Source organism: Mucilaginibacter pocheonensis, assembly GCF_031456535.1.
GTDB classification, from domain to species: Bacteria; Bacteroidota; Bacteroidia; order Sphingobacteriales; family Sphingobacteriaceae; genus Mucilaginibacter; species Mucilaginibacter pocheonensis.
Genome location: NZ_JAVDUU010000001.1, coordinates 273,004 through 297,288 on the forward strand (window position 1 = coordinate 273,004; position 24,285 = coordinate 297,288).

Genomic DNA, 24,285 nt, shown 5'->3' on the forward strand with positions numbered 1-24,285 from the left:
AAAGTAAATGGCCCATCATTTAACTACCTGGTTAAAAAGCTCGCATTGATTCACGGTCATTTGTTGTGCCGAGTACTTATGGATTGCCGCTGTGTTATATGTTTGCGGTTTAAGCTGAGCGCTATTTAATTCCGAAAAAAAGTTGTTAACAGCTGCTTCCGTTATTTTTTCATAATCATACACGTGCTTTACGCCATACTCTTTTAATATGGCAATTGCCGAACTGTCTTTGTTAAAAATAGCCAGCATAGGCTTCTGAATTAGCAGGTAAGTATAAATCTTTGATGCGGTATACTTAGGGTCGTCAGAACCGGGTATAAAAAAGGCGTCGGCTTGCTGTAAAGTGAGCAGGGTATGGTAATAGCTTATACGGTCGGTAATTTCAATAACATGCCCTGCCACACCATATTGTTCGGCAAGCGGACGTATGGTGGGCTTGCCTAAACCCGCGGGGGCATAACTGGTACCAATAAAGTAAAACTTTAACCGTTCAATAGCATAGCTGTTATCAACCAACCCCTGTTTAAGTGTTTTAAAAAGCGGGATAATTGCCTTGCTCATATCTGCCCCGCCGCGGCCTACATAAACTATATTGGTGAAATTAGGGTTGAGCAAGCCCTCAAAATTTTGACTGTTGCTGGCGGCAATCTGTAAATCGGGTTCAAACGAGCTAAAGGTAACCGTAGCGGCAGGGATATTTTTAATTGCCGGGTACCTGGTTTTGAGATCATGAATATAGTCAGCAGAAACGCTGATAAGGCCATCCGCGCTTTTCATGGCGATGGGTTCCAGGTATTTATTTAAGCGATAGGAGAACCAATATTTAGGCGGTTGCTCAGCACGGGGTTTATCCTGATAATAGTTGGAATGCCAGGGATCCTGCATATCGATCACGTAGGGGATACCAAACCGTTTTTTCCAATACGCGCCTAAAATACAAACCGGGAATTGCGTGGTTGAAAAGTAAATCAAATCAAATTTGCCGCTTTTTAATAACTGGTTAACCTTTTTACGATAAAACCAAAGTGACCGCAGCGCAATACTGCCAAGACCAAATTTTGAGGTCCATTGTTTTTTAAACGCCTTAACCCGATGTATTTTCACAGCTGCCGGAATGCTCTGCAGCAGTAAAGCATCTGTGTTCATATCGGTATATTGTTCATCCACGGTCACTATTTCGGCATTCCATCCATAGTCGGTAAAATAGGGCAGGCTCATGCGTACCCGCTGCATATCGGCAGCATTTACAGGTGGGAAGTAAGGCGATATGATCAGGACATTTTTCAATAGTTATTTAAAAAGAGTTTTCCACCAACGGTTGGCGGCGATTTTTTCCCGGGCTTCTGTCCAGTCGCAAACTTCGTCTATAATATCATAAAACCCTTGTTGAGCTACCGGCAAATCATTAGTTTCCACCTGTTTTATCAACTCCGGCAGCTTTTTATAAAATCCTGTGGTACGATAGGGCGGGTGCAATGACCAAAGACCGGTAGCTGTGCCTAAAAAATCGATCCTTTTAAAATGATGTTTCTTCATGAACGACAGGATGAGGTGTTCGGGCAGATCAGCATTGGGGTTTCCCTGAACCATTGCTTTGAGCTGACTGCGTGCGGCTGGTTTAACAAACGTTAATTTATGATCCTTAAAAAGCGCTTTATTTATCATAAAAACGCGCGTGCTCATGCCATCAAGCTGGTAAGTGTGGTTGTTCAATTTATTTATAACCAGTTGATCAATGAGTTTACCATCAGGCTGCGGCGGACCGGGAAGCGGGGAAATAATGAGGCATGACGGATCATTTTGGAAAAAGTCGCAGGCTTCCTGCACCCAGGTTTTACTGCCGCCGCCTAAAAACATATCCGAGTCGAGGTGAAATACCAGGTTGTGAGTAGCCGAAAATAACCCAAAAAAGTAGGCGTAAAAGGGCCCGCCCCTGAAATCCTTTTCGGGCATGTGATCAGTGCCGAAGAAATAGCGGGCAATTTTGGTTCGTACAGTAGCTGAATAATCAACCGGAATGATTTTAACGTTAAAAGATGGCTCAATTTCTTGATGCAGGTACTCGTTTAAAAGTGCTGCATACTTATTCCATCCTTCCGAGAACCTGCCTTTGCCGGGCCTTGTATCCAATGTTAAAATAACTTCATCAACCTGGCCGGTTAATGTTTTAAGCTGATGGGGCAGAATATGCCGGGCATGCGGATAATCACCGGGGGCAAGGTTTATTTGTAAGCTAACCTTATTGTTCAAGCGCGTTATGTATGAGTTGCACTAATTTTTTTGATTCGATTTCCCAGGAATATTTTAATTGGTAAGCTTTTACAACCTCAGTTCTCAGTTGATTCAGTTCATTCCGGGCAAATTTGCCGCCTAAGTTGTTTAATATATCAACCAGGGCCCGTTCATCGTTTTGTTTATACAGGAAAATGATCTCTGGGTTTTCAAGACCTATCTCTGCCTGGCCCTCGGTATAAGAGGCAATTACCGGCAAACCCGCAGCCATACAATGAAAGAGTTTGTTTGATATGGTGAGGTTTTTATTAGGCGGATCATTGGGCTCAAGAGCAAGACCGATGTCATAATAGGGAATGCCTTCTATCAGTTCCGTATTGTTTTGCATTGGCAATAAAACCAGTTGGTTTTTAGGCGACATCAGTTTGTTCAGATGTTCGCTATACGTTTCAGAAATGTCACCCCGCAGGTTAAGCTCCCAGCTGCAATCGCTTTTTGAAAGGCAATTTATAAAAAACTCCAGGCCCCGGCCCTCACCGATAGTTTGTGAAAACCAATATAAACGTGGGCGGTCGTGATGCTGAACAGACCCATCAGTATTTTTAATGAGATCAAATGAGTTATAAATAACTGCCGGTTCATTACCTGTTTTATAGTATGTTTTTAAACCTTTTGCCATTGCCTTTGAGGTGGTATAGCAGCATGCGCTTTTTTCAATGGCTGTTTTTTCGGCTTGTTTTAATAGCTTAGCAGGCCTTGCTTTGCGGGCACCGGGTAAAAGATCTTCAGAATACCAGTCCTCCAAATCAAAGGCAACCTTGTACTTTTCGGTCATTTGGCTGCCAATAACGGTAGCCAGCTCCTGGTGCATGATATACAGGTGGGCCCGGTGGTTTTTAATATGTTTTTTTAAGCCGATGGCGTTATATCCCAGGCTGTGCCTGCTTTCCATATTTAATTTGGTTTTTAACAAAACCGATAACTTTCTGATAAGCCTGGACATAAATGAATTGAAGCCGCCTTTGCTTAAATCGCTATAAAAATGAAGCCGGATAGTGGTATGGTTCAACAGTTCCAGGTCTTCCTGCAATAATTTATCTGAATATATGGCTGTTAATATGGTTATGCTGTAACCGGCCTTTGAAAGTGCAATGGCTTCTTTTAAAACCCTGGGGTTTCGGCAAAGATGTGATTGGGTAACTATGCAAATGGTTTTACTCATTCATGAACCAAGCCCGAGCGGCCGGGACGTTTACGATAAAGTATTTGAACGGCTTTGGCGGTTTTCCAACCAAACAGGTTGGCAATATGATTAATAAGCCGGCCACCCATTACAGGTTTGTAATTGTATTTTGGCAAAGTGCCCAGCTCATATTGGAGTAACTTATATAATTCGGGTTCCTGTAAATAGCACTTTATACTCAGGTCGGTTAGTTGAAGGTATGCTGCTTTTTTGGCAGCCTGGCTTGTGCTGCTTTTTAAAAGGTACTTTTTTTTTAGTAAAGCAGATGTTACGGCGCTTTCCAAAGCCCGCCTGTTTTTTTGCGACGACAGGTTTTTAAAAGTGGTGAACTTTCTGTAAAAGTTTATGCCTTCGGTTTTTACAATTCTTTTTGCGGCCAGTATTACCCTGGCAAAAAACTCGCCATCGTCATCAAGGGTTAAGTTTTCATTCCAGGGACCTGCAGCATCTATTAGTTTTTTAGGAATTAGCCAGGCATTGGTTTGTACCATTGAAGCCTTAAAGTCATAACCACCATACAGGCGGATCAAAAAATCAACCGGATCATTTGTTGTATTAATGAACCCCTCCTCATAAGATGAGGGGGCAGATGCGGTATGTGGTTCGCCATCGAAAAAATGAGTTGTGCTGCATACTGCTATGCTATTTAAATCATTTTTTAAAGCGTGCAACTGTTTTTCAATTTTATCATGGCTTAGCAGGTCGTCGGCATCTAAAAATTGTATATAGTCACCTTTGGCCAGGTGCAAGCCAAAATTTCTGGCTGCGCTTGCACCTTTGTTTTCACAGGAAAAAACGCTCACTGCATCACTTGCAAAACCTTTTGCAACCTTTAGCGACTGATCGGTTGAACCATCGTCAACTACGATGATCTCTTTATTTGGCCACGTTTGGCTTACCGCAGATGTAATACTACCGGCCAGGTATTTTTCCGTATTATATACCGGGATGATAATGGATACCAATGGTTGCTTATCCATTAAATGAGGCTTTCCCATGCCGTTTTGTAATATCCTTCTTTTGACAAATCAACATAGTGGTGTAAAATGCCGTTTTTCTGTTTTATTGTTGTTTTATCCGGGGCAACAATATATTGGCTGCTATCTAATTCTACGGTGTTTGCATCGCCTATCAGCATGGCTGTGATAGCCTGTTCTAGGTAATAAGAAGTACCCTCTTTTTCTTCTAACAATTTAACCCAGTGCTGAATGTTGTGCCAGTTTATATGGTTGCTGTTTAATCCTATGGCGCCAACATTAACCAGTGGTTTTACTGCTGTGCAGCATAAACTCTCCATCAATGGAATTGAATAGCCATAGGATTGCTCACAGTCCACCATATGCAGGGGGGTATCCGGATCCATCAACCAGTTAATGATCTTTGTGGGTTCATTCCAAAATAACATATCAGAATCAAGTACCAGCTTCCAGGGATCTTCGGTTATGGTATGTATATCGGTTAGTTTTTTAATATGCGGATAGACGGCCCTTTTTTGATGCAGTTGTTTAAAAGTCGCTTTAGGCAGTTTTTCTTCGAGGTTCTTGTTTATAGTCGAGGTATCGATCACTTTTACGCCGGGCAATAGCCGGTTTATATGTTCAATTAATTTAACGTCAAAGGTGCCATCATCCACTAAAACAAAACGGAATGGTTTTGAAGTAGCTTTAGTTAATGACTGGATGCAAAATAGTGTTTGGTGCAGATATTTTTTACCTGTTAAAAAATAAATGGGTAAGCCCTGAGGATGCGAGATCACCGGTTTAAGTTTCAGGGACGAGCTTTTCATTTGTTTTTGCCCTTTCATCATCAGGTAATAATTAAAGAGGCCGCCAAAACGACGAAGTTTTTTGACCTGTGCTTTAGGATACCGGTAAAGAAGATTTATAATGGATTGTAACAATTATAAGCTATCGGCTAATCCTTCAAACGTTCCGCAGGCTCCTTGCCAGCGAATAAAATTTACCTTGTTCTTCCACGCTTTATAAGTAAACCAGGCCTTTATTTTTCTTAGAGGAACCGTCCAGCGCGCGATTTTATTCCAGGGATTGATGCCGTGACTATCCAGCACCTGTACCCATGATCTATTGGTGTTATTTACCAATTGTGCCATATATCCGGTTTCCATACGTTTGGCAGGTATAACATGCTGTAATGTAAGCGCCGGATGATAAGCAACCAGCCATCCTGCTTTTAACACCTCTATCACCATATCGTTATCACCGCCGGAGCTTAATGAGAGGGCTGTGCGGTCGGTGGTTTTAACTTTGCCCACCAATGCTTTATCCATGTAAGTTTTAAGCGCTGTTTTCCGCAGGGCCATCCCAGCACCTATGGGGGCGCTTTGGGGATATTTATTTGACCAGCCCTCCATTATAACTTCATCGCCTAAATCGCGCAAGGCCAAATTGCTGTAAAAAGTGCTTAACCATTCAGGCGGCGCGGTTTCAAAAAGTGGTATTGACTTGCCTCCCACCGCACCCAATTTGGACTCCTTATTAAAAATATGCAATACCTGTTCAAGGTAATCAGCGGCTAAAATATTATCATCATCAACAATGACAATGATTGCTCCCCGGGCTTCTGCAAAGCCTTTTAAACGGGCAAAGGTTAGGCCTTGTTTGGGTTCATGAACAATATTACTGTTAGGTTGCCAGGCAATATCCACCTGAGAAGAAAAGCCCGACGATGAATTGTTGTCAACAACAATAAGCTCCCAGTGGTTAAAGCTTAAGGTTTGCTCTTTTAACCCATTCAATGTTTTATTAAACCTTTCGGCATCGGGGTTATATGTTGGAATGATCACTGAAAGGCTAATCATTATACAATATATCAACGGTTAGCGGTTTATATGTTAATCCCAGTTGCCTTAAAACAGCATTTTCTGCCATATCTGCTGTTATAAGCCGCATGCACTTTTTGTCATGATCGCATTTGTTGTGCAGCCAGCACGGCGAGCATTCAACTGCCGAGTACAGATTTTCGAAACACGTGTAACCAGATTGCTCCGGCTTTTCGCGGCCTCCGTAAATTATAACCGAGCGGCAATCAACGGCCCTTGCCAGGTGCATCATGAACCCAACATGCGATATCATCAGCGCGGAATTACTTAGTATTGCCGCGCTCTCCCTTAATGATGTTTTTCCGCGCATATCCATTACACCCTCAAGCGGCGCGTCGGCGGCTGAACCTAATTGAATAAAGGTGTACGCATTGCCGAATGTATTAACTATCTGCTGATATTTTTCAATAGCCCATTCTTTGTTAGTCATGGGGAATTGCGCCCCGGTACTTGAGGTGGAAATAACTATTTGATTTTTTGCCAGTTTACCTTTTAGTTTTTCATGTTCATTCAGTTTAATAACCGGCTTATTGGCTATAGCGCCCTTTAAGTTTACCGCATCGGCCATTTTTAACATGATATGTTTGTTGGGTATCTCATCACCGTCAGTTTCCTGATGATAAACGGTATAACGGGGATATGCTGTTTGTACTTTAAAAGCATTTAAAATAGTGCCTGATAATAAAGTTTGATAAGGCATAACGAGCTTTACATAAGGGTTATGTTCAAACAGCGCATGCCGGTCGCATTTTATCCAGATATTTTTATGTCCTTTTTCATAAAGTTCTTTGGCTAAAACAGTAAGCAACAGGTTGTCGCCCAATGAATCACCAAAAGATAAAATGTAAGCCGGAACGCCATATTTATAGATCTTATAAAGCGTAGCGGTTATTGTTTTGATAAAAGTGATCAATGGATTTATAGGGTTACTTTGGTCAACTGCGCCTTTGATTTAACCTCTAATTTTTTAATCAGTCGTTTGCCCATGTTTTGAAAAGGTACTTCGATCAACGTATAGGTAACCCATGATATGCAAACGCTTATTGAAAGGATGATCATGAACCTGATAAGCACCTCTGCCGATGCATTGGCGCTGTAATGGTTTAAATGGTATTTAACCAGTAAATGCGATATTATTAAATGGGTTAGATAAATACTATAGCTCAGTTTACCTATCCAAACGGTAAATTTATTCACCAGAACAGGAGATGGGTATCCGGATAAACCATAAGCCAGCAAACCAAAAGCTATGGCAAACAGGTAATGATCCTTTAATATGTTGCCGCCTGCCAAATGGAAGATCACTAAAAGCCCCACAAGGCAATAGCTTTTATACAACGCGGGCTGCTCGTTTTCGCTCTGTTTATGTTTGGAAAAAAGATACAGGCATATGCCTGTTAAAAATACAGGCAGCTGCGATACTATGTTCTCATAGGTGAAAACGCCCCATAAAATGCCGTCAGCAATAGGAGGGTTTTTAAACATCAGGCTGGTTACCACTTTGGCTATAAGCATAAACAATAGCGTAACATTTATGGCTTTAGGCACAGATTGTATCCTGAAGAACATGAATGGAAATACCAGGTAAAAAAGTACCTCGATACCAACCGACCATCCCCCGGGTACAGTTGAGTTGATCCAGTTTGGGCTTAACCCGTGTATAAAAAGTACATTGGCTGTTATTGAATTAAGCGACGGAGAGTTTATGCGGACAAGCAATATCAGTATAATGGTGAAGTAATAAAGCGGTACTATCCGGAAGACCCGGCGTAAAAAATAATTGCGTACCGGGCTAATTTCGGTTTCCTTTTTCCTGTCAAGCGAAAGACAAAGCGTATAAGCACTCATTAAAAAAAATAGTGTTACCCCTTTATCGCCATTTTGTAGAATGAAATCAAAAAAAGCCGGCAACTTAAAATTATTTATACCTGCAAAATATGGGTGCGAATGGTGCAATACCACCAGCATAATGGCTATCCCTCGTAACGCGTCAATGTATTTTATTCTTTGCAATTAAATTTGATGGTTGAATGATATTTATGCAGATGGTTTTAAGCCCCAATACACCATCCTTAAAAAGGTTTTTATCCTGAATTTTAAGCTCAGGCCGTTTGATGCTGTAATGTAAAACAGGAGATTACGCCAGGCAAAGCCCAGATCTTTTTTTTGCCGGGCCAGGTAAAGGCAGCAGTAAATTGATGTATCCAAGCATTTTTGTTTGTTGTCAATTTTATCTATCCCGTTGTTCATGACCAAAAATTTATAGTGATAGCTAAAAAACTTATAGTCATATGTAGTTGAACTTAAGCCGGTTTCGCCATAGTGGGCAATATCGATATCGGTATATTTTGTTTTAAAGCTATTGTTAAAAAATACTTTAAGGGTAAAATGATAATCAGCGGCTACTTTAAATCCGATGTCGTATTTGCCAATAGTGTTGAATAGTTGCTTTTTATAAAACACACTTTGGTGGTGAATGCCCTGCGATAGTACTTTATCAATGGTATCATAAACATACCTGGTGTGCGAATCAACCCCTTCTACATTGCCATATACAAGGTCGACAGACTCATTTTCAATATCGGTTGAAACCTGGTTTAAAACATCAGGAGAATAAAAACTATCATCGCTTCCCATAAAATAAAGCCAATCACCTTTGGCCAGATCTATCCCCTTGTTCATGGCCTCGTAAATGCCGCCGTCGGGTTCTGAAAGCAGCTGGATGCTCATATCATTGTGCAGGCTCCTGAAGTTATTAATGAGCTGCAGGGTATTGTCTGATGAGGCACCGTCAATTAAAACAAGCTCATAGTTTTTATACGTTTGGCTAATTATGCTGTCAAGGCAAGTGATAAGCGTATTGCCGCTGTTATATAATGGTATGATGATGGAAAAAAAAGGCGTCAATTTAAATTCGCTTTTAAAACCTTATTGGTTTCATTAACCCATATTTCAAACCCGAGTGTATTCCAGTGGGCATCACTACGCGAGTACAAATTTCTTTTATCTGCTTTAAAAATGTTGTAAACTGATATTACCGGTAAACTGGTTTTTGTTTCAACACGCTCCAACAAATGGTTGTAAGTTGCCCGTTTACTATCATAAACAGAAACAGCGTTGGGAATAAGCGAAAGGAACACCTTTTTAAATCCCATTGAAAGATAACGTTCCTGATCTGCAGCGAGGTCATGAGTTAACTCATTAACCGCGGTATCAGACCATGGCCTGAAAACAGATTGAGGAGAATTGATATCAACAGTTGTATTTAATAACAGCCGGTTTTTATCTGTACTTACAGCTACTTCTTTAGGCAGCCGCATTAAAAAATTATAATTAACCCATGCCTTAAACTCTTTTACTGGCGTGAAAATTTTATCATCGAAAAGCAACAGCTCGATATTCCTGCTTAGTTCTTTATTGAAGATGATATTACCCAGCCGGCTAAAAAGCGATACCGGTTTAACAGTAGCAGTAGCTACGCCAGCGGATAATATTTCGGTGGAGTTTTTTGAGGAATAGGCGCTGACATTTAATTCTGAAAATTCCATTATCAGGAAATTTTCTTTTGTGGTATCCAATTGGATAGGGCCAAACGGAAACCGGCGATCGAGAAATATCACTTTATCAAAACCTGTAAATGCCTGGTTGAGTAATTTATCCGCTGTAAAGCTATCGCCAATAATATATAACACGCGGTTAGTTGTGCTCGCCGCGCTATCGGATCTGTCATTGTACGTCCTGAACGGGATCAGCTTGAGCCTGTATTGTGGTAAATAACATATACCATACAGGTCACCGTAACCCCACCGGTCTGACCGGATAAAGATCTGCTGATATGATGATTGTGAAGAAGCATCTTGTGGTGTTAAATGTTCAAAATAGCGATCCTGCTTAACTTTATTTATAAAGCCCTGGTTCATGGCAGTTAATAAAACCAACGAGCTTATAATAATGATGAGTATGGCCAGTATTTTACGCATTAAAACTGAAAATAAATAAACTGAGCTTCATTAAACACGCCTAAAAAGTAGCATAATATGAATAGAGTAACGGATGCGAGCACTTTTTTACCAATGGTCATATCGGCAATTTTATACAACTGTCTTTCGCCAGCCATGAGTATAATTATGATGCAGATGCAGTAATAAATTTCTTTAACATTCATTAGCCGCCCCGCGGTGTACATGAGGTTATTTAAGGCAGATATTTTAGTAATGATAAAGAAAGCGTCATGGATTGAGTGTGCCCTGAAAAATATCCATGAAAAAAGCAGGTATAAAAAAGTAAAAATAACACTGAGCCGATTGTATATAGCAGCTGGGATTTTTTTTGAAATTTTGCTGCGGAATTTTTTAGTATATAACTCATACGATATGGCCAGGGCATGTAAAAGCCCCCAGATCACAAATGTCCAGCCGGCGCCATGCCAAAGGCCGCTTACAAAAAAAGTTACAAAAAGGGCAAAGTAAACAGCACCTTTTCCCCAGTCTCTTTTACTGATCAGTATGGGGGTAAATAAATAGTCATTAAGCCAGGTAGATAAAGAAATATGCCATCGTCGCCAGTATTCAGATATGGAGGTACTGCTGAATGGGAAATTGAAATTTTTCATCAGTTCAATACCTAATGTAAGGGCGGCGCCGACAGCGATATCGGAGTAGCCGCTAAAATCGCAATAGATCTGAAACGCGAAGAAGAATATGCCGAGAATAAGGTCTAAGGCTGAATGCGCGTGAGGATTTGCAAATAAAGGGTCGACATACAGGCCCAAACGATCGGCAATCACTACTTTTTTAAACAGCCCTATGCTTATTAAAAATATACCGGTTACCAGGTTTTTGTTGCTATATAAATTGATGCGGTGCAATTGGGGGAGTATATGTTGCGGGCGTTCAATAGGCCCGGCTACCATTTGCGGATAAAACATTACATACAATGAATATAGGCCAAAATGTTTTTCGGCCTTTTGGTTACCCCGGTATACCTCAATGGTATAGCTCATAGCCTGAAACGTGTGAAATGACAGACCAATGGGTAAAATAAAATTTAACAGCGGAAGCTCCGGTGCCCTAAATGATGAAGTAAAAAAGTTGACGTTTTGCGCCAGAAAATTAAAGTATTTAAAAAACGCCAGTACTCCAATATTAGCCACCAAGCTTAGCACCAGATACAGCTTCCTGCGCCGGCCCTGCGAGCGTTCAATAAGGATGCCTGCGCAATAATCAACAATAATGGTAAAAAAGATGATCAGGATGTACTCGGGCTTAAAGTACATATAGAAGTAACAGCTTGCCGCCAAAAGCCAGGCCCACCGAATTTTGGGCGGCATTAAATAATAGGCAGGGGTAACTATCAGGAAAAAGAGTAAAAAAAGAAGCGAATTAAACAGCATTAAATGGGTTTAGGATTAGGGTGGTTACAGTTGTGTTTTAGACGCTATCATATTACACATGTCGCCGATGTTTTTCCATTTATAAATTTCGCTTGTAGTGAAGCGTACCTTAAAGTGTTTTTCAATAGCTACAATTAATTGAATATGGTTCAATGAATCCCATTCATCAACATCATTGGCTGTGGTACCTTCCGTTAGTTTGATATCATCATTGTCAAGCACATCCTTAAAAATATCGTTTACTTGCTGTATTATTTCGTCGGTATCCATATTATCGTTTCTGCTGAATAAAATTTTCTTTTTCAATAAGCCCGTCAACCTGCAATTCCCAGGTTTCGCCAACGGGTGTAAAGCCCAGGTTTTTATAGTGGTCTTTCACGAGTCCGTTCTTGGCCGTAGGGATATACTCGCCCATGATTTTTGCAAAACCGGATGAGCGCGCAATTTTTATGATATGATTGAGCGTAAAGTTTTCCATACCTCTTTTTAGTACCCTGCAACTCATGATCCAGGTATCAATAAACAGGGTTGATATGTCTTGTTTTTTTAGGATGACCACAGCTATTAAGCCATGGTCGCCAAGTTTATCCTCCAGGGTAAAATGAAGCGTAAAATACTCGTCAGAACTACTTATGGCAGCGATAGCAGTTTCAGTATAGCGGATGGTCCTTAAATTAAACTGATTAGAACGAAGTGTTAACTGGGCAACACGCGGGATGCTAAACTTATCAAAACTATCAACCTTTGACAGCATGTTAAGGCTTTTTAAATAATCCTGTTCGTTGTTAAACGACTTTTGTAAAATGCTACGTTTGGCCTCCTGCTGGTATTGTGTTGTACGGTGTTTATCATCTTCGGTATAAGATGCCGTATCGAATAAATTTAATGAACGCAGAAACAGGAGATAGTCGGCCGGATCGGCGGGCAGTTCTGGTACGGTTAAATCTGGGATCGCAAACCTGAGCATTTCTCTTTCAAATGGATTATCATCTAAAAAAACCATCGCGTCAAACCCTATATTTAATATTTGCTGAATGTACCTGATGTTATCAACCTTGTTTTCCCAATTGGCCACAAAAACAGTGATATCATCTAAAGTAAGTATCATATCGGGGTGATCAGCAAACGGCTCTTTTGCTATATGTTCGGTGTTTTTACTGCAAACTGCTAATATTATTCCCCTGTTTTTTAATTCTCTGCACCACAGCTGCAGTTGAGTGAAGGCTTTGCCAATGCCTAAATTACCAATCTGTATGCCTTCCATACCATCATCGCCAATTATCCCCCCCCAAACAGTGTTATCAAGGTCAAGGATCAAACATTTTTTTGAATTTCCGAGTGTTGAGCCGATTATCTGAATAATGTTTTGAGCAATAAGCGGAAGGAAATCAATGCTGAAAACCATGTCGGCACTGATATACATTTTGGGATCAAAGGTGTGGTCATAACCTTTAACGGATGACAGGGATGCGAGATCAGTGATATGGAGATCTTTATTTTCGCGGGAGATATCCATCAGCCCGATATTTATTTTTCTGAGCTGGTATAAAAATGAAGTAGTTGTTTTTGAAGCATAGCTACCAAACACCTGGTCATTAATTTCGACATAGGTGTTGATTACCACCTTGGCCGATAATTTTTCGGTTAGGTGTTGGTATATATTTCCCGTTTCCGATAAAATATTGTTGTAAAAGCCTGGCCTGTCGTCTTGTTTATAAAATTTGTTAAGCAGATGCTCTGTTGAGCGGATAATAATAACATAAGCAGGTGCAAAAGCATACAAATCAGATGCAGGGTCATACACCTGCTGTTCTATCTGGTCATAATCAGCTTCATAAATATTCAGATCTAAACCTAATTCAATTCCATAGCCTTTTATTGCTGTGTGGATGAATTGAGAGGCAGTATCGGCTAATAAAGCAATTTTAAGATGTTTTAAACCGGTGGTCTCTTTTTTTAAATTCTTTTTCAGATCTGAAAATGATAACATGGACGTCAGGTTTTTCGCTATATGTTTTTATTACCAATGGTAACCCTGGTCTTGAATAAATGGCTTCCAAAAATCAAAGTTATATTTCCACCATGCGTGGCAACCCATAGGTAAATTATTTTTATTGATCTTAAAAAGCCGGTCGGGATTTACTTCAAATGAAAATTTTATGGCTTCATCAATTGGTGCAATATGTAAAGGGAATTGTTTTGCAACGTCCACACAAAATAACCTGTCTTCAGAACATCCATCATAATTGTACTGTAAAGTGTAATTCTCGTGCCAAAGCATGTTCATTAACTTGCGATAGGGGTATTTTATAATAGCTATAATTTTATTTCTGTTCCCTGTATTGTATTCCTTCGGATTTTTGTAATAAAAAGTTTTTAATACCTTTTGCATGGTCTTTGTTTTCCTGAGTGAAAATCCCGAATTTCCTACGCCGGTTATTTTATTTTCACTATGTGGCTTATCAAATCCTTCAAACCAGGGAGCACCTATGTAGTCATAGTTTTTATTGCACCATTCATTTAGCCGATCAAAAAAAACAAATGCATCAAGCTCATAAGTTAAAATGAAATCATATTGATTAAAGAGGTTGTAAAAATACCTGCTGTATTTTAATTTATTATAAGTTTTTAAACTGGCGAGCCAGGAAGGAGAGATAAAAATGACCTCAAAATCGGGAACTGCTTTTTTGTACTCCGTAATATCTAAATGACGAGGAGCAATAACTTTAATGGGATGATTCCCTAATATTTTAAAGCATTGCCTAAAGGAAATTATTTCATAAGCAGATGGTTTTGAGCTATGAATGGGTATAACAACAATGCATTGATCTTTAGTCATGGCCGGTTATTAAAACCTTGACAGATCGTTTGACCCTTGAAAAAACCTTAAGTATCAATGACCTTTTTGCAACGGGTTTTGAATCAGTTAACCCGTTTAAGCCGGGATAATAATAAACGGCAGACTTACTGATAACTTCGATATTGTTTTTTTTTAACAAGCTGTAATATAGGTTGAACAAAGGGAGCAAATCGGGCCTTGAAGTAAAACTATACCTTGTAAGGTAGGAGCATATTATATGGGGTTTGTAATAATTATAACTGCTGAAGTGGAAAAACCTTAGCGGATATTCATTATTTATCATAAACGTTTGATCAATACTTTTTGAAAGCTGGCGCTCGTGCAGATTCCAGTTAGCAACGTTATAACCCGGGTGTTTTAGTATATGGAAGTTATCATAAAAACAGGGCACAAAATTTATCCATAACTGGTCATAAAACATACTTCTTCCAAAATCTGAAAACCCATATTTTATTACCCGTTGATGCCACCAATCTAAAAAGTCTTTAACTTTTGAATAATTACTTAGAGCGATAAAACCCAGGTTGAAAACTCCGCCCCTTAAGGTATGGTAATCTGTAGGAGCATAATCATCATCAATTGGTGACAAAATATGAGGGGTTATGACAATGTTTTTTGATTCGAGGATATCTGATACTTCAGTGAGTGAACTTTGAATAAGTATATCAGGATCAATATAAAGTAGTTTTTGAGGGCTGTATTTTTTGAATATATAATGGAAGTAGCTGGGTTTTACCGCCGTATTTAGTTCAGTGATATTGTATTTTAAATTCAATGAATCAAACTCCGGAATGTTTAAGCTGTCGACAGGGATAAGTTCAAAGTCAGAAAACAACGAATTGTCTAATTGAGCGTTAAATTTATCAACTAATCCAATTATAAATTTTGAACCCGGATGATACTGTAAAAATGAATCGCCTAATGTTTTTGCGTGGGCTAAATAGTTATTTGAACAAATAGTGAAGGCTATCATTCTTATTTCACTTTTTAAAAAGGTTTTTTAACATAGAAAGCGGTTTTAGCATGAAATTTCCAACCTTGTATGATCTGGAATTTAATATACTATCCACCTTTTGCTCCAGGTGACTTACGCGAAGTACGTTTTGTAACGGTGTGTTGAACTGCTGCTGATATTTTTCTTTGTTATTGAAAACCAGGCGCCACTCCAGTTCGTCATGAAGCCGGTTTGTGATGCTTTTTAGCATCGATTCGTTTTTAATCCTGTAATAAAAAAACACTTCCGGAATCTGATAAACTAATGATGTGGGGTTCAGTATCTTAATCCACAGATCCCAATCTTCCCAGCTTGTTAATAATTCGTCATAACCGCCAGCCAATTCCCAGTCACGCTTTCTGTAAACGGCCGAACAGAAGATGCAGTTTTTAAGCAGTAAATTTTGAAAGGAATAGTCTGATAGGTTCCATGGGCCTTCTTCTACTCCAAATTTTTCCGCTTTGCAATAAACCAAGCTTAAAGCAGGATTATCCAAAAACGCCTTTAGTGCGGTTTCAATATATTTTTCATGTATCAGATCGTCAGCATCTAAGGGTAGTATAAATTCTGATTTAGCTAATTCTATACCGCGGTTTCTTGCGCTTGACAGCCCACCATTTTTTTTGTGTAAATATTTGATCCGATTATCCCTTTTTAAATATACCGAAGCAATTTGCGCTGTATCATCAGGCGAACCATCGTTAACAATAATACATTCCCAGTTAATATACGTTTGTGCTAAGACGCTATCAAGTGCTTCGGCTAAATATATTGCCTGGTTATAGCAGGGCATTATTATTGAAATTGCCGGGGTGTCGATCATACTTTTTGTGCCAGCCACAACTGGTATATTTCAATTGGTGGTGCGTTTTTTACAGGAGGTATTGAAAAACGCTTAAGGGAAAGGGTTTTAAATGACGCTGCCACCAATAACTCTTCAAGCGATTTTTCTGTTAGCCAATCTTCTACCGGCTGGTTGGGGTCACTGTATTTTTTCCACTCGGGTTCCGCGTCTTTTCTTGGAGTAGTTATGATCAAAAAACCTTTCCGTTTTATAGCAGCATTTATTTTATTAATAAAATGAACTTTATTGTTGTCAGGGATGTGCTCAACAACCTCTGAACAAACAACAAGGTCATAATACTCTGTTTTACCCTCAGCTATAATATCTTCTATTGTCCCTTTTTTAATTGTCAACTGTTGAAAAAGCTTGTTGGCATACTCTACTACAGATTGTACAGGCTCAATCCCTGTTACATTTCCATAATTTGATAACAGGTTACTAAGCCAGCCGCGGCCACATCCTAAATCCAGGATTTCCATTATGGAATTATCATTTGATAGGGCGCGGAGATCTTTTATTTGTAAAATGAACGATTCAATAGTTGCCCATCTGAGCCTTTCTTCTTCATTTGGAGCAGCGCTATTCCATGCGGCGTTATGAATAAACAGGTCGGTATAAAATTCATCGTCGCTGACCTTATGTTTCAGAATTTTTTTGATGGCGGTTTTTATCCGGCTTATCATATTGGTTTAGTTAACTGTTGGTGTTTTTATAAATGAAGTAATTTATAAAGCTTTTGCCTTATCCGGTTTAAAAAAATAATTCTCTTCCATTCATGTACAGTTCCGTGAGCTTCAGTCGACCAGATCTTTAAATGATCTTCATGCCATTTTTGCTTCATTTTTGGGTCGGAGGTTTTGGCGTCATCATGTACGTGCGCAACTGATAGTGTTTTTTTTACTAAACGCCGGCTGCGTCCCTTAACTAACCGCAGCCACAGCTCAAAATCAAGGGCGCAATGTAGCTCCTCCCAAATAGGTTGGTGGATGCCGGCACTCCAGAATGCAGAAGGTTGTATAATGCCCGGGATCTTTATAAAGTAATCCCGCACTGGTAAAATCTTCACTAATTCTAACTCGTTCTTAACGGTATTAAGGTTGTACCCATACCCATAAACAAAGTCAGTTTGTGAACTTAAAAACGCACTTGCAACAGTAAATAGACTATCTTTTGTATAATAATCATCACTATTGATCCAGGCATAATGATTGCCTGATGCCAGGCTAAAACCAAGGTTTATGGCATGTCCCTGACCTTCATCCTTTTCACTCTGCCAGTAGCTAATCCACCTAGAATATTTTTCAAGTATCTGTTTAGAATCATCAGTACTGCCACCATCAATAATGATATATTCCAGGTTTGGATAATTCTGTAAAAGTACTGATCTGATCGTTTGCTCAAGAAACTTGTCCTGATTGAAAGATGGACTTACAATAGTCAACTTTGGCCAGCTGCCCCTTATACTATAAACTTTAGGATCGGTCTCCTGCGTCCATGGCCAGCCAGTTTGGTTTAAATTAGGCTTCGGCAATGCATTCAACAAACCTTTTTGCTCAAATGGAACTGATGGTAACGGCAGGGATATGCCCTTTTTTTCAAACGTTGAACGGTACTGTTTTAAATCAGGGAGCTGCAAATCAGGAAATATATTTATGAATTTTTAACACGTTTTCTATTGCAGTATACACATCTTTCGGCAAAACAGTGTTTATGCTATGCTTAGACCATTCCGCATAATGAACATCATTAGCCTTCAGATCATTAGGGTAAATACAGGTGATATTGTTTGCTACGTGACCTGGATATGGAATAAACCTGCCGTAAAGATCGCCTTTTGAAATGCAAATTGCTGGTACACACAAAGCTGCGGCGATATGAATAGCTACCGTATCGGCCGAAATAAGAAGTTTTGCACTGCCGATTAATTCGCACAATTGTACCAGGTTTAACGTGCCAATTTTATTAAAAAAATTGTCGTGTGCAGCAAGCCCGTCCTCAATTTTGAACCCATCTTGGACTTCATCTTTGCCGCCTGCCAGTATAACACGACTATCCAGATTTGAAAGTATCATTTTGCAAAGCACATTAAAGTTCTTATTGTCCCACTTTCTGCTGCTATCACTGGCTCCGGTAAAAATTACGATATTATTGTCCGGGGTGAGGTTTAAACGGCTTTTATCTATGTAAGGCCTTGTAAGACTGCATTTTTCGCCTGTAATTATTTCAAATAACTGTTTGTTCCTTTCAAACTCATGTACCGGATTAGGAGGCATTTTGATCAGTTGCGTGTAGTACTTATCGGTTTTTTGTTTCAGGTTTGCAGCTTGATTAACAAGGTCGCCATCTACGCCGGTTTTGTGTTTGGCATTAATGTTTTTTACTATCCAGTCAACAGCATATTTCCGGGAATAATTGGTGTAAATTATGCTGTTTAATTGCAAAAGTTGAAGGTTTAACAGCAATTTTAACAATTTCCATTGCAAAAAATAACCATCAGCGTACCAAAAAAAATCATCGACGGTGTCTGAGTCAAAATGCTCTGCCAGATCTTTACTTGTTGCATTGGCGAGCACATAAATTTTATAGTGCTTATGTTTTTGCGACTGCTTTAAAAAGGATAGATAGTTCCTGAATAAAATATAATCGCCAATGCCATCAGTTTTGATGATCAAAAGGGTATCCTTTTTTCGCGGCAGAAAACCAAATACAATATTGATCAACCGCGGCGCAGCAACCCGGATGATCAAAAATTTAAACTTATCTATCAGCCGCCTAATCATTTATTCATGATGTGTTGTAGCGCCCTGGCTTTGGCAATGGCCACATCGTTTTGGGTAAGGCTTATTACGCCGGATTTTGCGGAAGGGCTCAAAATATGGATCAGCTTATTCCTGATTTTGTCAACTAACGAGGTCCTTTGTTTTAAAGGATCGTCATTGAGTTTTTTGGGGGTAAACAAATGAAGGCCTTGCCCGTCGGAATACAAGTTCATACCATATTTTTCGGCTATCAACGCCAGTGATCTCATGGTATAAAAAGTAATATGCTGCCCGGTTTCCGGCGCAAAATACCACCAGTCGGCCGCCGAAGTAATACTTTGGTTTTCGGGTATAATAACTGTTGAAACCAGGATATTTGAAGAATAGCTTAACAGTTCTTCAAATAACTTAAAGGGGTCGGCCACGTGTTCAAAAACTTCAAAGCAGGAAACCAGTTCAAACCGGCGCTCATTTTCTTTTAGATCAGATATGTCATGATTGACAGCGAATATGTTTTGACAATAAATATCCTGACGATAGAAGTCAAGCCCTTTATCGCGCAGTAATCTAACGAGTACGCCGTAGCCCCCGCCAAAATCAAGGAACTTTTTACTGCTGTCAAATGTTTTTGTTATCAGGTTAAAAACCTTAGTGCTCAGATCTATATTTCTGGAAAGCAAGCCGATATCAGTTGCGGTAATGGCGTTTTCATAAGCCTCGGACAGCCAGTAAGGCTTTTCTGTTTGTATTGTACCGCATACCGGGCATTTATAGTAGCTGATATTATAGCTGAACATTACCTGGGCCTCAAATAATGCCGATAATTTATTGGTACATATCACACAATTTATATCCTCTGTGGTCATTGTGCTTTTTTGCCGATTGTTTTTAAGTAAACGCGTTTAATGAGCGGTATTTTTTTACCTATTTTAAATTTGATCCTGTCAAAGCCGGTAGTTCCGCGTCCAAAAAGTTTTTTAAAAGTATAAGCATCCGCTTTGGTATTAATTTTTATCACCTCTGGGTGTTTAATCTCATTTATGGAATTAAGCGGTATGGCTGTGACGTTTGGATCAAACGAATGAGTATGCGTGGCTTCGGGTCCAAAACCAATGTTTGATATCAGGTTTAAGGCCGGTGTAATACCTATGCCGTTGTTTTTATAAACACTATATGACCATTGTATGTCCCAGGTATCAATAGCTTGACCGGCCATTGCGGTGAAGCTTTTTGTCCAAAAATCAAACTCCGCGGTTTTTGGAAATTTTTTTTTCAGTATACCGGTAAATGATTGGTCAAAATGATGCGGAATGGCAAAATCATATAATTCCCACGCGCGTTTCCAGGTGGCCCATCCCCATATATGTATGTAGTTGCTAAAATAATAGCTGTGCTTAATGTTTAAGTTTTTGTTTTGAAAGTTAGCGCCACCGATGTGCATCACCTCATTGTTATGTCTGTATCTTTCTAACAGGTTTTCACAGAAACAGAAAAAAGTGTTATCAGGCAGGCAGTCGTCCTCTAAAATTATACCCTCTTCCACATGATCAAAAAACCAGGTAATAGCCTCCCACACTGCTTTGCCACACCCGAGGTTTTTATCCCTGAATAAGGTTTTAACTTCGCAGGGCCAGTCAATATTATTTAAAACCATCTGCCGGGTCAATGTGCAATTCTCTTCTTCGCCGGGATAATTGGCCCTGGGGCCATCAGCCGCTATAAATAATTGGGCGGGTTGCAGCTTTCTTATTTCATTAAATACGCGTCCGGTAATATCAGGCCGGTTAAAAATTAAGAAAAGTACAGGGGTTTTAAATGACATTACCGATAATCACTTATTATTTTGCGACTCCGTTATTTGAATTAGACAAAGGATGTTGCATTGCTGTTAGTTGGCCGTGTTTGAAGTATTTGTTTGATAAGCTGGTGGTGTTTGATCACTTTTTCCCTGTTTTTTAAAAGCGACCAAAATGTTCCGCGCATGGAATTAAGCGTAATTATTTGTTCGACAGTGGCCTTCTTACGTTTGATGAATCTTTGAACGATCAGAAATATCCTGAATTTGATAAGTGTTTGGGTTGCCGAGCGGAGCCATTGTGCATTTACCTGCTTAACCGGTCTTGCATCATTATTTAAAATGGTAAAATAGCTGTTTAGCAACACCGTTACGTAGCTGTGCCAGTAATGCAGGCTTAAAACGTAATTGATGTTTTGCCTTTTCATGGGTACAAAATGCTTAAACTTTAAACTATCGCTGGCTATAATTTTATAACCCATTAAGTAGGTCATAAAACAGATCTCCACATCATCTCCCGAGAGCATTTTTTTGCCGGTACGCCCAGTAGTTATCTGTTGCCAGCCTTTTTGTTTCAGCGCAGTAAGAACAGATTTTTTGTAAACAGAACCCGCGCCATATACCCAATGGTCGGTTTCGGCCCATGTTTGCGCGCCGTTCACGTAAGCGGTTTTAAATTTCTCCGCATCGGCCCATACCGGTTCTTCGGGCTCAAAAATTCCGCAGCCGCCTAAAACACCTATCCCGCTATCGGCGTTCATCAGGGTAAAAGCGGTAAAAACATAGTTGTCAAAAAGCCAGTTATCATCATCGCAAAATAAAAGATACTCGTAACCGGCTGTTTCAATTCCCTTATTGCGCGCATGGCTAAGGCCCGCAAGGGGTTCATTAACAATTTTAAATTCAACCCCGGTCAGTTGATATTTAACCCATTCGGTTTTTGCTTTTGCCCGGGTATCGTCCGTCGAAGCATTGTCAACAACGATCACTTCCCAGGGAATATCCGGAGGTACCTTTTGCAAAGCCAGATGTTTGATGGTTTCGGCAAGGCGCTCCGCGCTGTTAAAGCAGCAAACAATAACCGATACGCCTAATTCCATCCTATAGGTTCCATGTATTTAAAAACGTGGGTTTTCATATTCTTTGGCCGGGCAGCATCATGGATAACAAATTGTCCTTTTCACTAAGGTCAAGGCAAAACCTGTTGATCATCTTTTGGTTAGCCTCCATAATTTCGGCATCCACGGCGGTTTTATTGTTATCGATCTTTTTTATCAGCCCGATGAGCTCATTAAGATTAGCGCATGAATTGATCAACCCCGAAGATTCCCCTTCAAGGCTTGGATCGGCATTATACAATATGGTTTTATAACCGTTCTTAATGCTTTCCAGGGCAGAGTAGCCTACAAAATTCCCAATGGTAAAATTTATAAAATACCCTTGCTGCACCTCTTCGCTTAATTCGCTAATAGGGATTGACCTTTTGGTAAACGCGATATTTGGCAAAACGTGTAAACGGGTAGCCTCCTCAATAATGTTTTCGTAAACCGCCATGCTATATATACTGCCTATAAACAAAATATGCACCTGCGTAATACCTTGTTTGTTCAACTCATGAAGTGCAAATATCAGATCAGGGAATGAATTTTTATCTGCAGCAATACGCGCAACCACATTGAGTTTAATCATTTATAAATAACCTGAACAGTTTAATTTTACATTTCAGCACTTCCGGCGCGTACGAGCTTTTCAACTCATCAACCTGGTAAGTATTTACACAAACTACGGTATCCTGCTTGTCGTCAAAATAGCCTTCAGGGAAATTATAAGTACCGCCTTCATTCTGTATGGCATTGGTTACGTGCCAAAGGTGCCTGTGTTTATGCCGAATGCTATTTTTTACGCGGTATATGTTGTACAAACCTATCACGTGAACACTTTCATATAATTTGTTTGCAAAAAACCTGAGCTTGACCGACCAATACAGCGATTTAAACATTTTTAAAGGTGCCCTCAAATGTTTAATACTTTGCAGCCGCGTCCTGATCACCCTGACGTTGTTCTGTTTCAATATCTGGTCGTAATATTGCTGCTCATAACTGTCCAGGATCAATACTTCGGGTACAATATTGTTTTTTTGGGCAAATGCAGTCAGTTCATAGATCAGCTTTTCAGCTCCTCCCATGGTTAGCGAGCCATTAATGATCAATATTTTAGGCATAAAAGGCACGTACCTGTTTAACAATGTAGCTGGTTTCTTCCTCCGTCATACCGGGGTTAAGCGGTATGCTTAAACTTGTTGCTGCCAGATCTTCGGCAATGGGGAAATCGCCTTTTTTAAACCCCAGCTGCCGGTAGGCTTTTTGCAGGTGCGGCGGTATTGGGTAATGGATGGCCGTACCTATGCCGTTTTTATTTAAATGCTGTTGCAGTTCATCCCGTTGTGGCGTGCGTATTACATATAAGTGATATACATGTCCGGCATTTAAGGCTGTGGCAGGCAAATGCAACCCGGCTATTCCTGCAAGCCCCTGGTTATAAATAGCGGCTATGGCTTTTCTTTCGTTGGTCCACGTTTCAAGATATTTTAATTTTACAGACAGGAACGCCGCCTGCAGCTCATCAAGCCTGGAATTAAAACCAATCACCTCATTATAGTACTTCGTTTCGGACCCATAATTGCGCAATACCGATGCCTTAGCGGCAAGCGCGGGGTTATTGGTAGTCAGGGCGCCGGCATCGCCAAAGGCGCCCAGGTTTTTGGTTGGATAAAAGCTGGTTGCATTAATATGGCCAAAGCTGCCTGTGAGCTGGCCGTTATAGCTTGCGGCCTGCGCCTGGGCGTTATCTTCAACCACATATAAATTGTGCTTTTGAGCAATGTGCATAATAGCATCCATTTCACAAGCCTGGCCGTAAAGATGCACGGGCATAATGGCTTTTGTTTTTGAGGTAATGGCGGCTTCTATTTTCTGTGGGTCTAAATTGTAAGTTGCGGCGCTGGGCTCAACCGGTACTATGGCTGCGCCGGTGTGTGAAACTGCAAGCCAGGTAGCTATATAAGTGTTTGAGGGTACTATCACCTCGTCGCCCGCGGTAATGTCAAGTGCTCGTAAGGCAATGTGCAGGGCATCAAGGCCGTTGGCTACACCAATGCAATGGTTTACCTGGTTAAATGCGGCGTAGCTTTTCTCGAACGCCGTAAGTTCGTTGCCAAGTATGTACCACTTATTTTGAAAAACCCGCTCAAACGCGGTCCTTATTTCATTTTCAATCAACTGGTTCTGACTGTCGAAAGATAGAAATGGGATGTTCGTGATCTGCAAA

General features: G+C 40.1%; 25 protein-coding genes. All 25 read right to left on the reverse strand.

Going from position 1 to position 24,285, the window contains the following annotated elements; translation table 11 throughout:
- Positions 1–15: 15 nt before the first annotated feature.
- Genes J2W55_RS01145 through J2W55_RS01265 form a run of 25 tightly spaced genes read right to left on the reverse strand, consistent with a single transcriptional unit; the run spans position 16 to position 24,284 of the window.
- Positions 16–1,287, reverse strand: coding sequence for a glycosyltransferase (locus tag J2W55_RS01145; protein ID WP_310091012.1), 1,272 nt, complete (start codon positions 1,285–1,287; stop codon positions 16–18).
- Between the two features lie 3 nt (positions 1,288–1,290).
- The gene (locus tag J2W55_RS01150) at positions 1,291–2,250 is read right to left on the reverse strand and encodes a hypothetical protein (RefSeq protein WP_310091016.1); all 960 of its coding nucleotides are present in this window, start codon (positions 2,248–2,250) and stop codon (positions 1,291–1,293) included.
- Positions 2,240–3,454, reverse strand: a complete 1,215-nt coding sequence (locus tag J2W55_RS01155; RefSeq protein ID WP_310091019.1) for a glycosyltransferase family protein — start codon at positions 3,452–3,454, stop codon at positions 2,240–2,242. Before J2W55_RS01155 ends, J2W55_RS01150 begins: the two co-directional genes overlap by 11 nt.
- A complete protein-coding gene (locus J2W55_RS01160; RefSeq protein WP_310091021.1) occupies positions 3,451–4,473 on the reverse strand; it encodes a glycosyltransferase family 2 protein in 1,023 nt (340 codons plus the stop codon). Before J2W55_RS01160 ends, J2W55_RS01155 begins: the two co-directional genes overlap by 4 nt.
- Entirely contained in the window at positions 4,455–5,375 is a 921-nt protein-coding gene (locus J2W55_RS01165; RefSeq protein WP_310091023.1) for a hypothetical protein, read from the reverse strand. Before J2W55_RS01165 ends, J2W55_RS01160 begins: the two co-directional genes overlap by 19 nt.
- Positions 5,376–6,293 carry a glycosyltransferase gene (locus J2W55_RS01170; protein ID WP_310091025.1) on the reverse strand — a complete coding sequence of 306 codons (918 nt, stop codon included), beginning with the start codon at positions 6,291–6,293 and terminating at the stop codon, positions 5,376–5,378.
- Entirely contained in the window at positions 6,286–7,227 is a 942-nt protein-coding gene (locus tag J2W55_RS01175; RefSeq protein ID WP_310091027.1) for a glycosyltransferase family 9 protein, read from the reverse strand. The genes J2W55_RS01170 and J2W55_RS01175 overlap by 8 nt, the downstream gene beginning before the upstream one ends.
- A gap of 5 nt (positions 7,228–7,232) precedes the next feature.
- Positions 7,233–8,327, reverse strand: coding sequence for an acyltransferase family protein (locus J2W55_RS01180; RefSeq protein WP_310091028.1), 1,095 nt, complete (start codon positions 8,325–8,327; stop codon positions 7,233–7,235).
- Between the two features lie 24 nt (positions 8,328–8,351).
- Positions 8,352–9,221 (reverse strand): glycosyltransferase family 2 protein, encoded by an 870-nt coding sequence (locus J2W55_RS01185; protein ID WP_310091031.1) that lies wholly within the window; start codon positions 9,219–9,221, stop codon positions 8,352–8,354.
- On the reverse strand, positions 9,218–10,294 hold the full coding sequence (locus tag J2W55_RS01190; protein ID WP_310091033.1) for a hypothetical protein: 1,077 nt from the start codon (positions 10,292–10,294) through the stop codon (positions 9,218–9,220). The genes J2W55_RS01185 and J2W55_RS01190 overlap by 4 nt, the downstream gene beginning before the upstream one ends.
- Positions 10,294–11,706, reverse strand: coding sequence for an MBOAT family O-acyltransferase (locus J2W55_RS01195; RefSeq protein ID WP_310091034.1), 1,413 nt, complete (start codon positions 11,704–11,706; stop codon positions 10,294–10,296). Before J2W55_RS01195 ends, J2W55_RS01190 begins: the two co-directional genes overlap by 1 nt.
- Before the next feature lie 24 nt (positions 11,707–11,730).
- Positions 11,731–11,976: an acyl carrier protein gene (locus J2W55_RS01200; RefSeq protein WP_310091037.1), complete on the reverse strand. Its 246-nt coding sequence runs from the start codon at positions 11,974–11,976 to the stop codon at positions 11,731–11,733.
- 1 nt (position 11,977) lies between these two features.
- Positions 11,978–13,696 carry an HAD-IIIC family phosphatase gene (locus tag J2W55_RS01205; RefSeq protein WP_310091041.1) on the reverse strand — a complete coding sequence of 573 codons (1,719 nt, stop codon included), beginning with the start codon at positions 13,694–13,696 and terminating at the stop codon, positions 11,978–11,980.
- Between the two features lie 30 nt (positions 13,697–13,726).
- Positions 13,727–14,545, reverse strand: coding sequence for a DUF5672 family protein (locus J2W55_RS01210; protein ID WP_310091043.1), 819 nt, complete (start codon positions 14,543–14,545; stop codon positions 13,727–13,729).
- Entirely contained in the window at positions 14,538–15,539 is a 1,002-nt protein-coding gene (locus tag J2W55_RS01215) for a hypothetical protein (protein WP_310091046.1), read from the reverse strand. Before J2W55_RS01215 ends, J2W55_RS01210 begins: the two co-directional genes overlap by 8 nt.
- A gap of 7 nt (positions 15,540–15,546) precedes the next feature.
- Positions 15,547–16,383: a glycosyltransferase family 2 protein gene (locus tag J2W55_RS01220; protein ID WP_310091048.1), complete on the reverse strand. Its 837-nt coding sequence runs from the start codon at positions 16,381–16,383 to the stop codon at positions 15,547–15,549.
- On the reverse strand, positions 16,380–17,087 hold the full coding sequence (locus tag J2W55_RS01225) for a class I SAM-dependent methyltransferase (RefSeq protein WP_310091051.1): 708 nt from the start codon (positions 17,085–17,087) through the stop codon (positions 16,380–16,382). Before J2W55_RS01225 ends, J2W55_RS01220 begins: the two co-directional genes overlap by 4 nt.
- A gap of 26 nt (positions 17,088–17,113) precedes the next feature.
- The gene (locus J2W55_RS01230; protein WP_310091053.1) at positions 17,114–18,040 is read right to left on the reverse strand and encodes a glycosyltransferase family 2 protein; all 927 of its coding nucleotides are present in this window, start codon (positions 18,038–18,040) and stop codon (positions 17,114–17,116) included.
- Between the two features lies 1 nt (position 18,041).
- Positions 18,042–19,151, reverse strand: a complete 1,110-nt coding sequence (locus J2W55_RS01235; protein WP_310091055.1) for a glycosyltransferase family 9 protein — start codon at positions 19,149–19,151, stop codon at positions 18,042–18,044.
- A 29-nt stretch (positions 19,152–19,180) separates the two neighbouring features.
- A complete protein-coding gene (locus tag J2W55_RS01240) occupies positions 19,181–20,029 on the reverse strand; it encodes a class I SAM-dependent methyltransferase (protein WP_310091057.1) in 849 nt (282 codons plus the stop codon).
- The gene (locus J2W55_RS01245; protein ID WP_310091059.1) at positions 20,026–20,985 is read right to left on the reverse strand and encodes a nucleotide-diphospho-sugar transferase; all 960 of its coding nucleotides are present in this window, start codon (positions 20,983–20,985) and stop codon (positions 20,026–20,028) included. The genes J2W55_RS01240 and J2W55_RS01245 overlap by 4 nt, the downstream gene beginning before the upstream one ends.
- 41 nt (positions 20,986–21,026) lie before the next feature.
- Positions 21,027–22,058 carry a glycosyltransferase family A protein gene (locus J2W55_RS01250; RefSeq protein ID WP_310091061.1) on the reverse strand — a complete coding sequence of 344 codons (1,032 nt, stop codon included), beginning with the start codon at positions 22,056–22,058 and terminating at the stop codon, positions 21,027–21,029.
- A gap of 34 nt (positions 22,059–22,092) precedes the next feature.
- Positions 22,093–22,647, reverse strand: coding sequence for a hypothetical protein (locus J2W55_RS01255; protein ID WP_310091064.1), 555 nt, complete (start codon positions 22,645–22,647; stop codon positions 22,093–22,095).
- A complete protein-coding gene (locus tag J2W55_RS01260; protein ID WP_310091066.1) occupies positions 22,640–23,179 on the reverse strand; it encodes a glycosyltransferase family protein in 540 nt (179 codons plus the stop codon). Before J2W55_RS01260 ends, J2W55_RS01255 begins: the two co-directional genes overlap by 8 nt.
- Positions 23,172–24,284, reverse strand: a complete 1,113-nt coding sequence (locus J2W55_RS01265; RefSeq protein ID WP_310091067.1) for a DegT/DnrJ/EryC1/StrS family aminotransferase — start codon at positions 24,282–24,284, stop codon at positions 23,172–23,174. The genes J2W55_RS01260 and J2W55_RS01265 overlap by 8 nt, the downstream gene beginning before the upstream one ends.
- Position 24,285 lies beyond the last annotated feature (1 nt).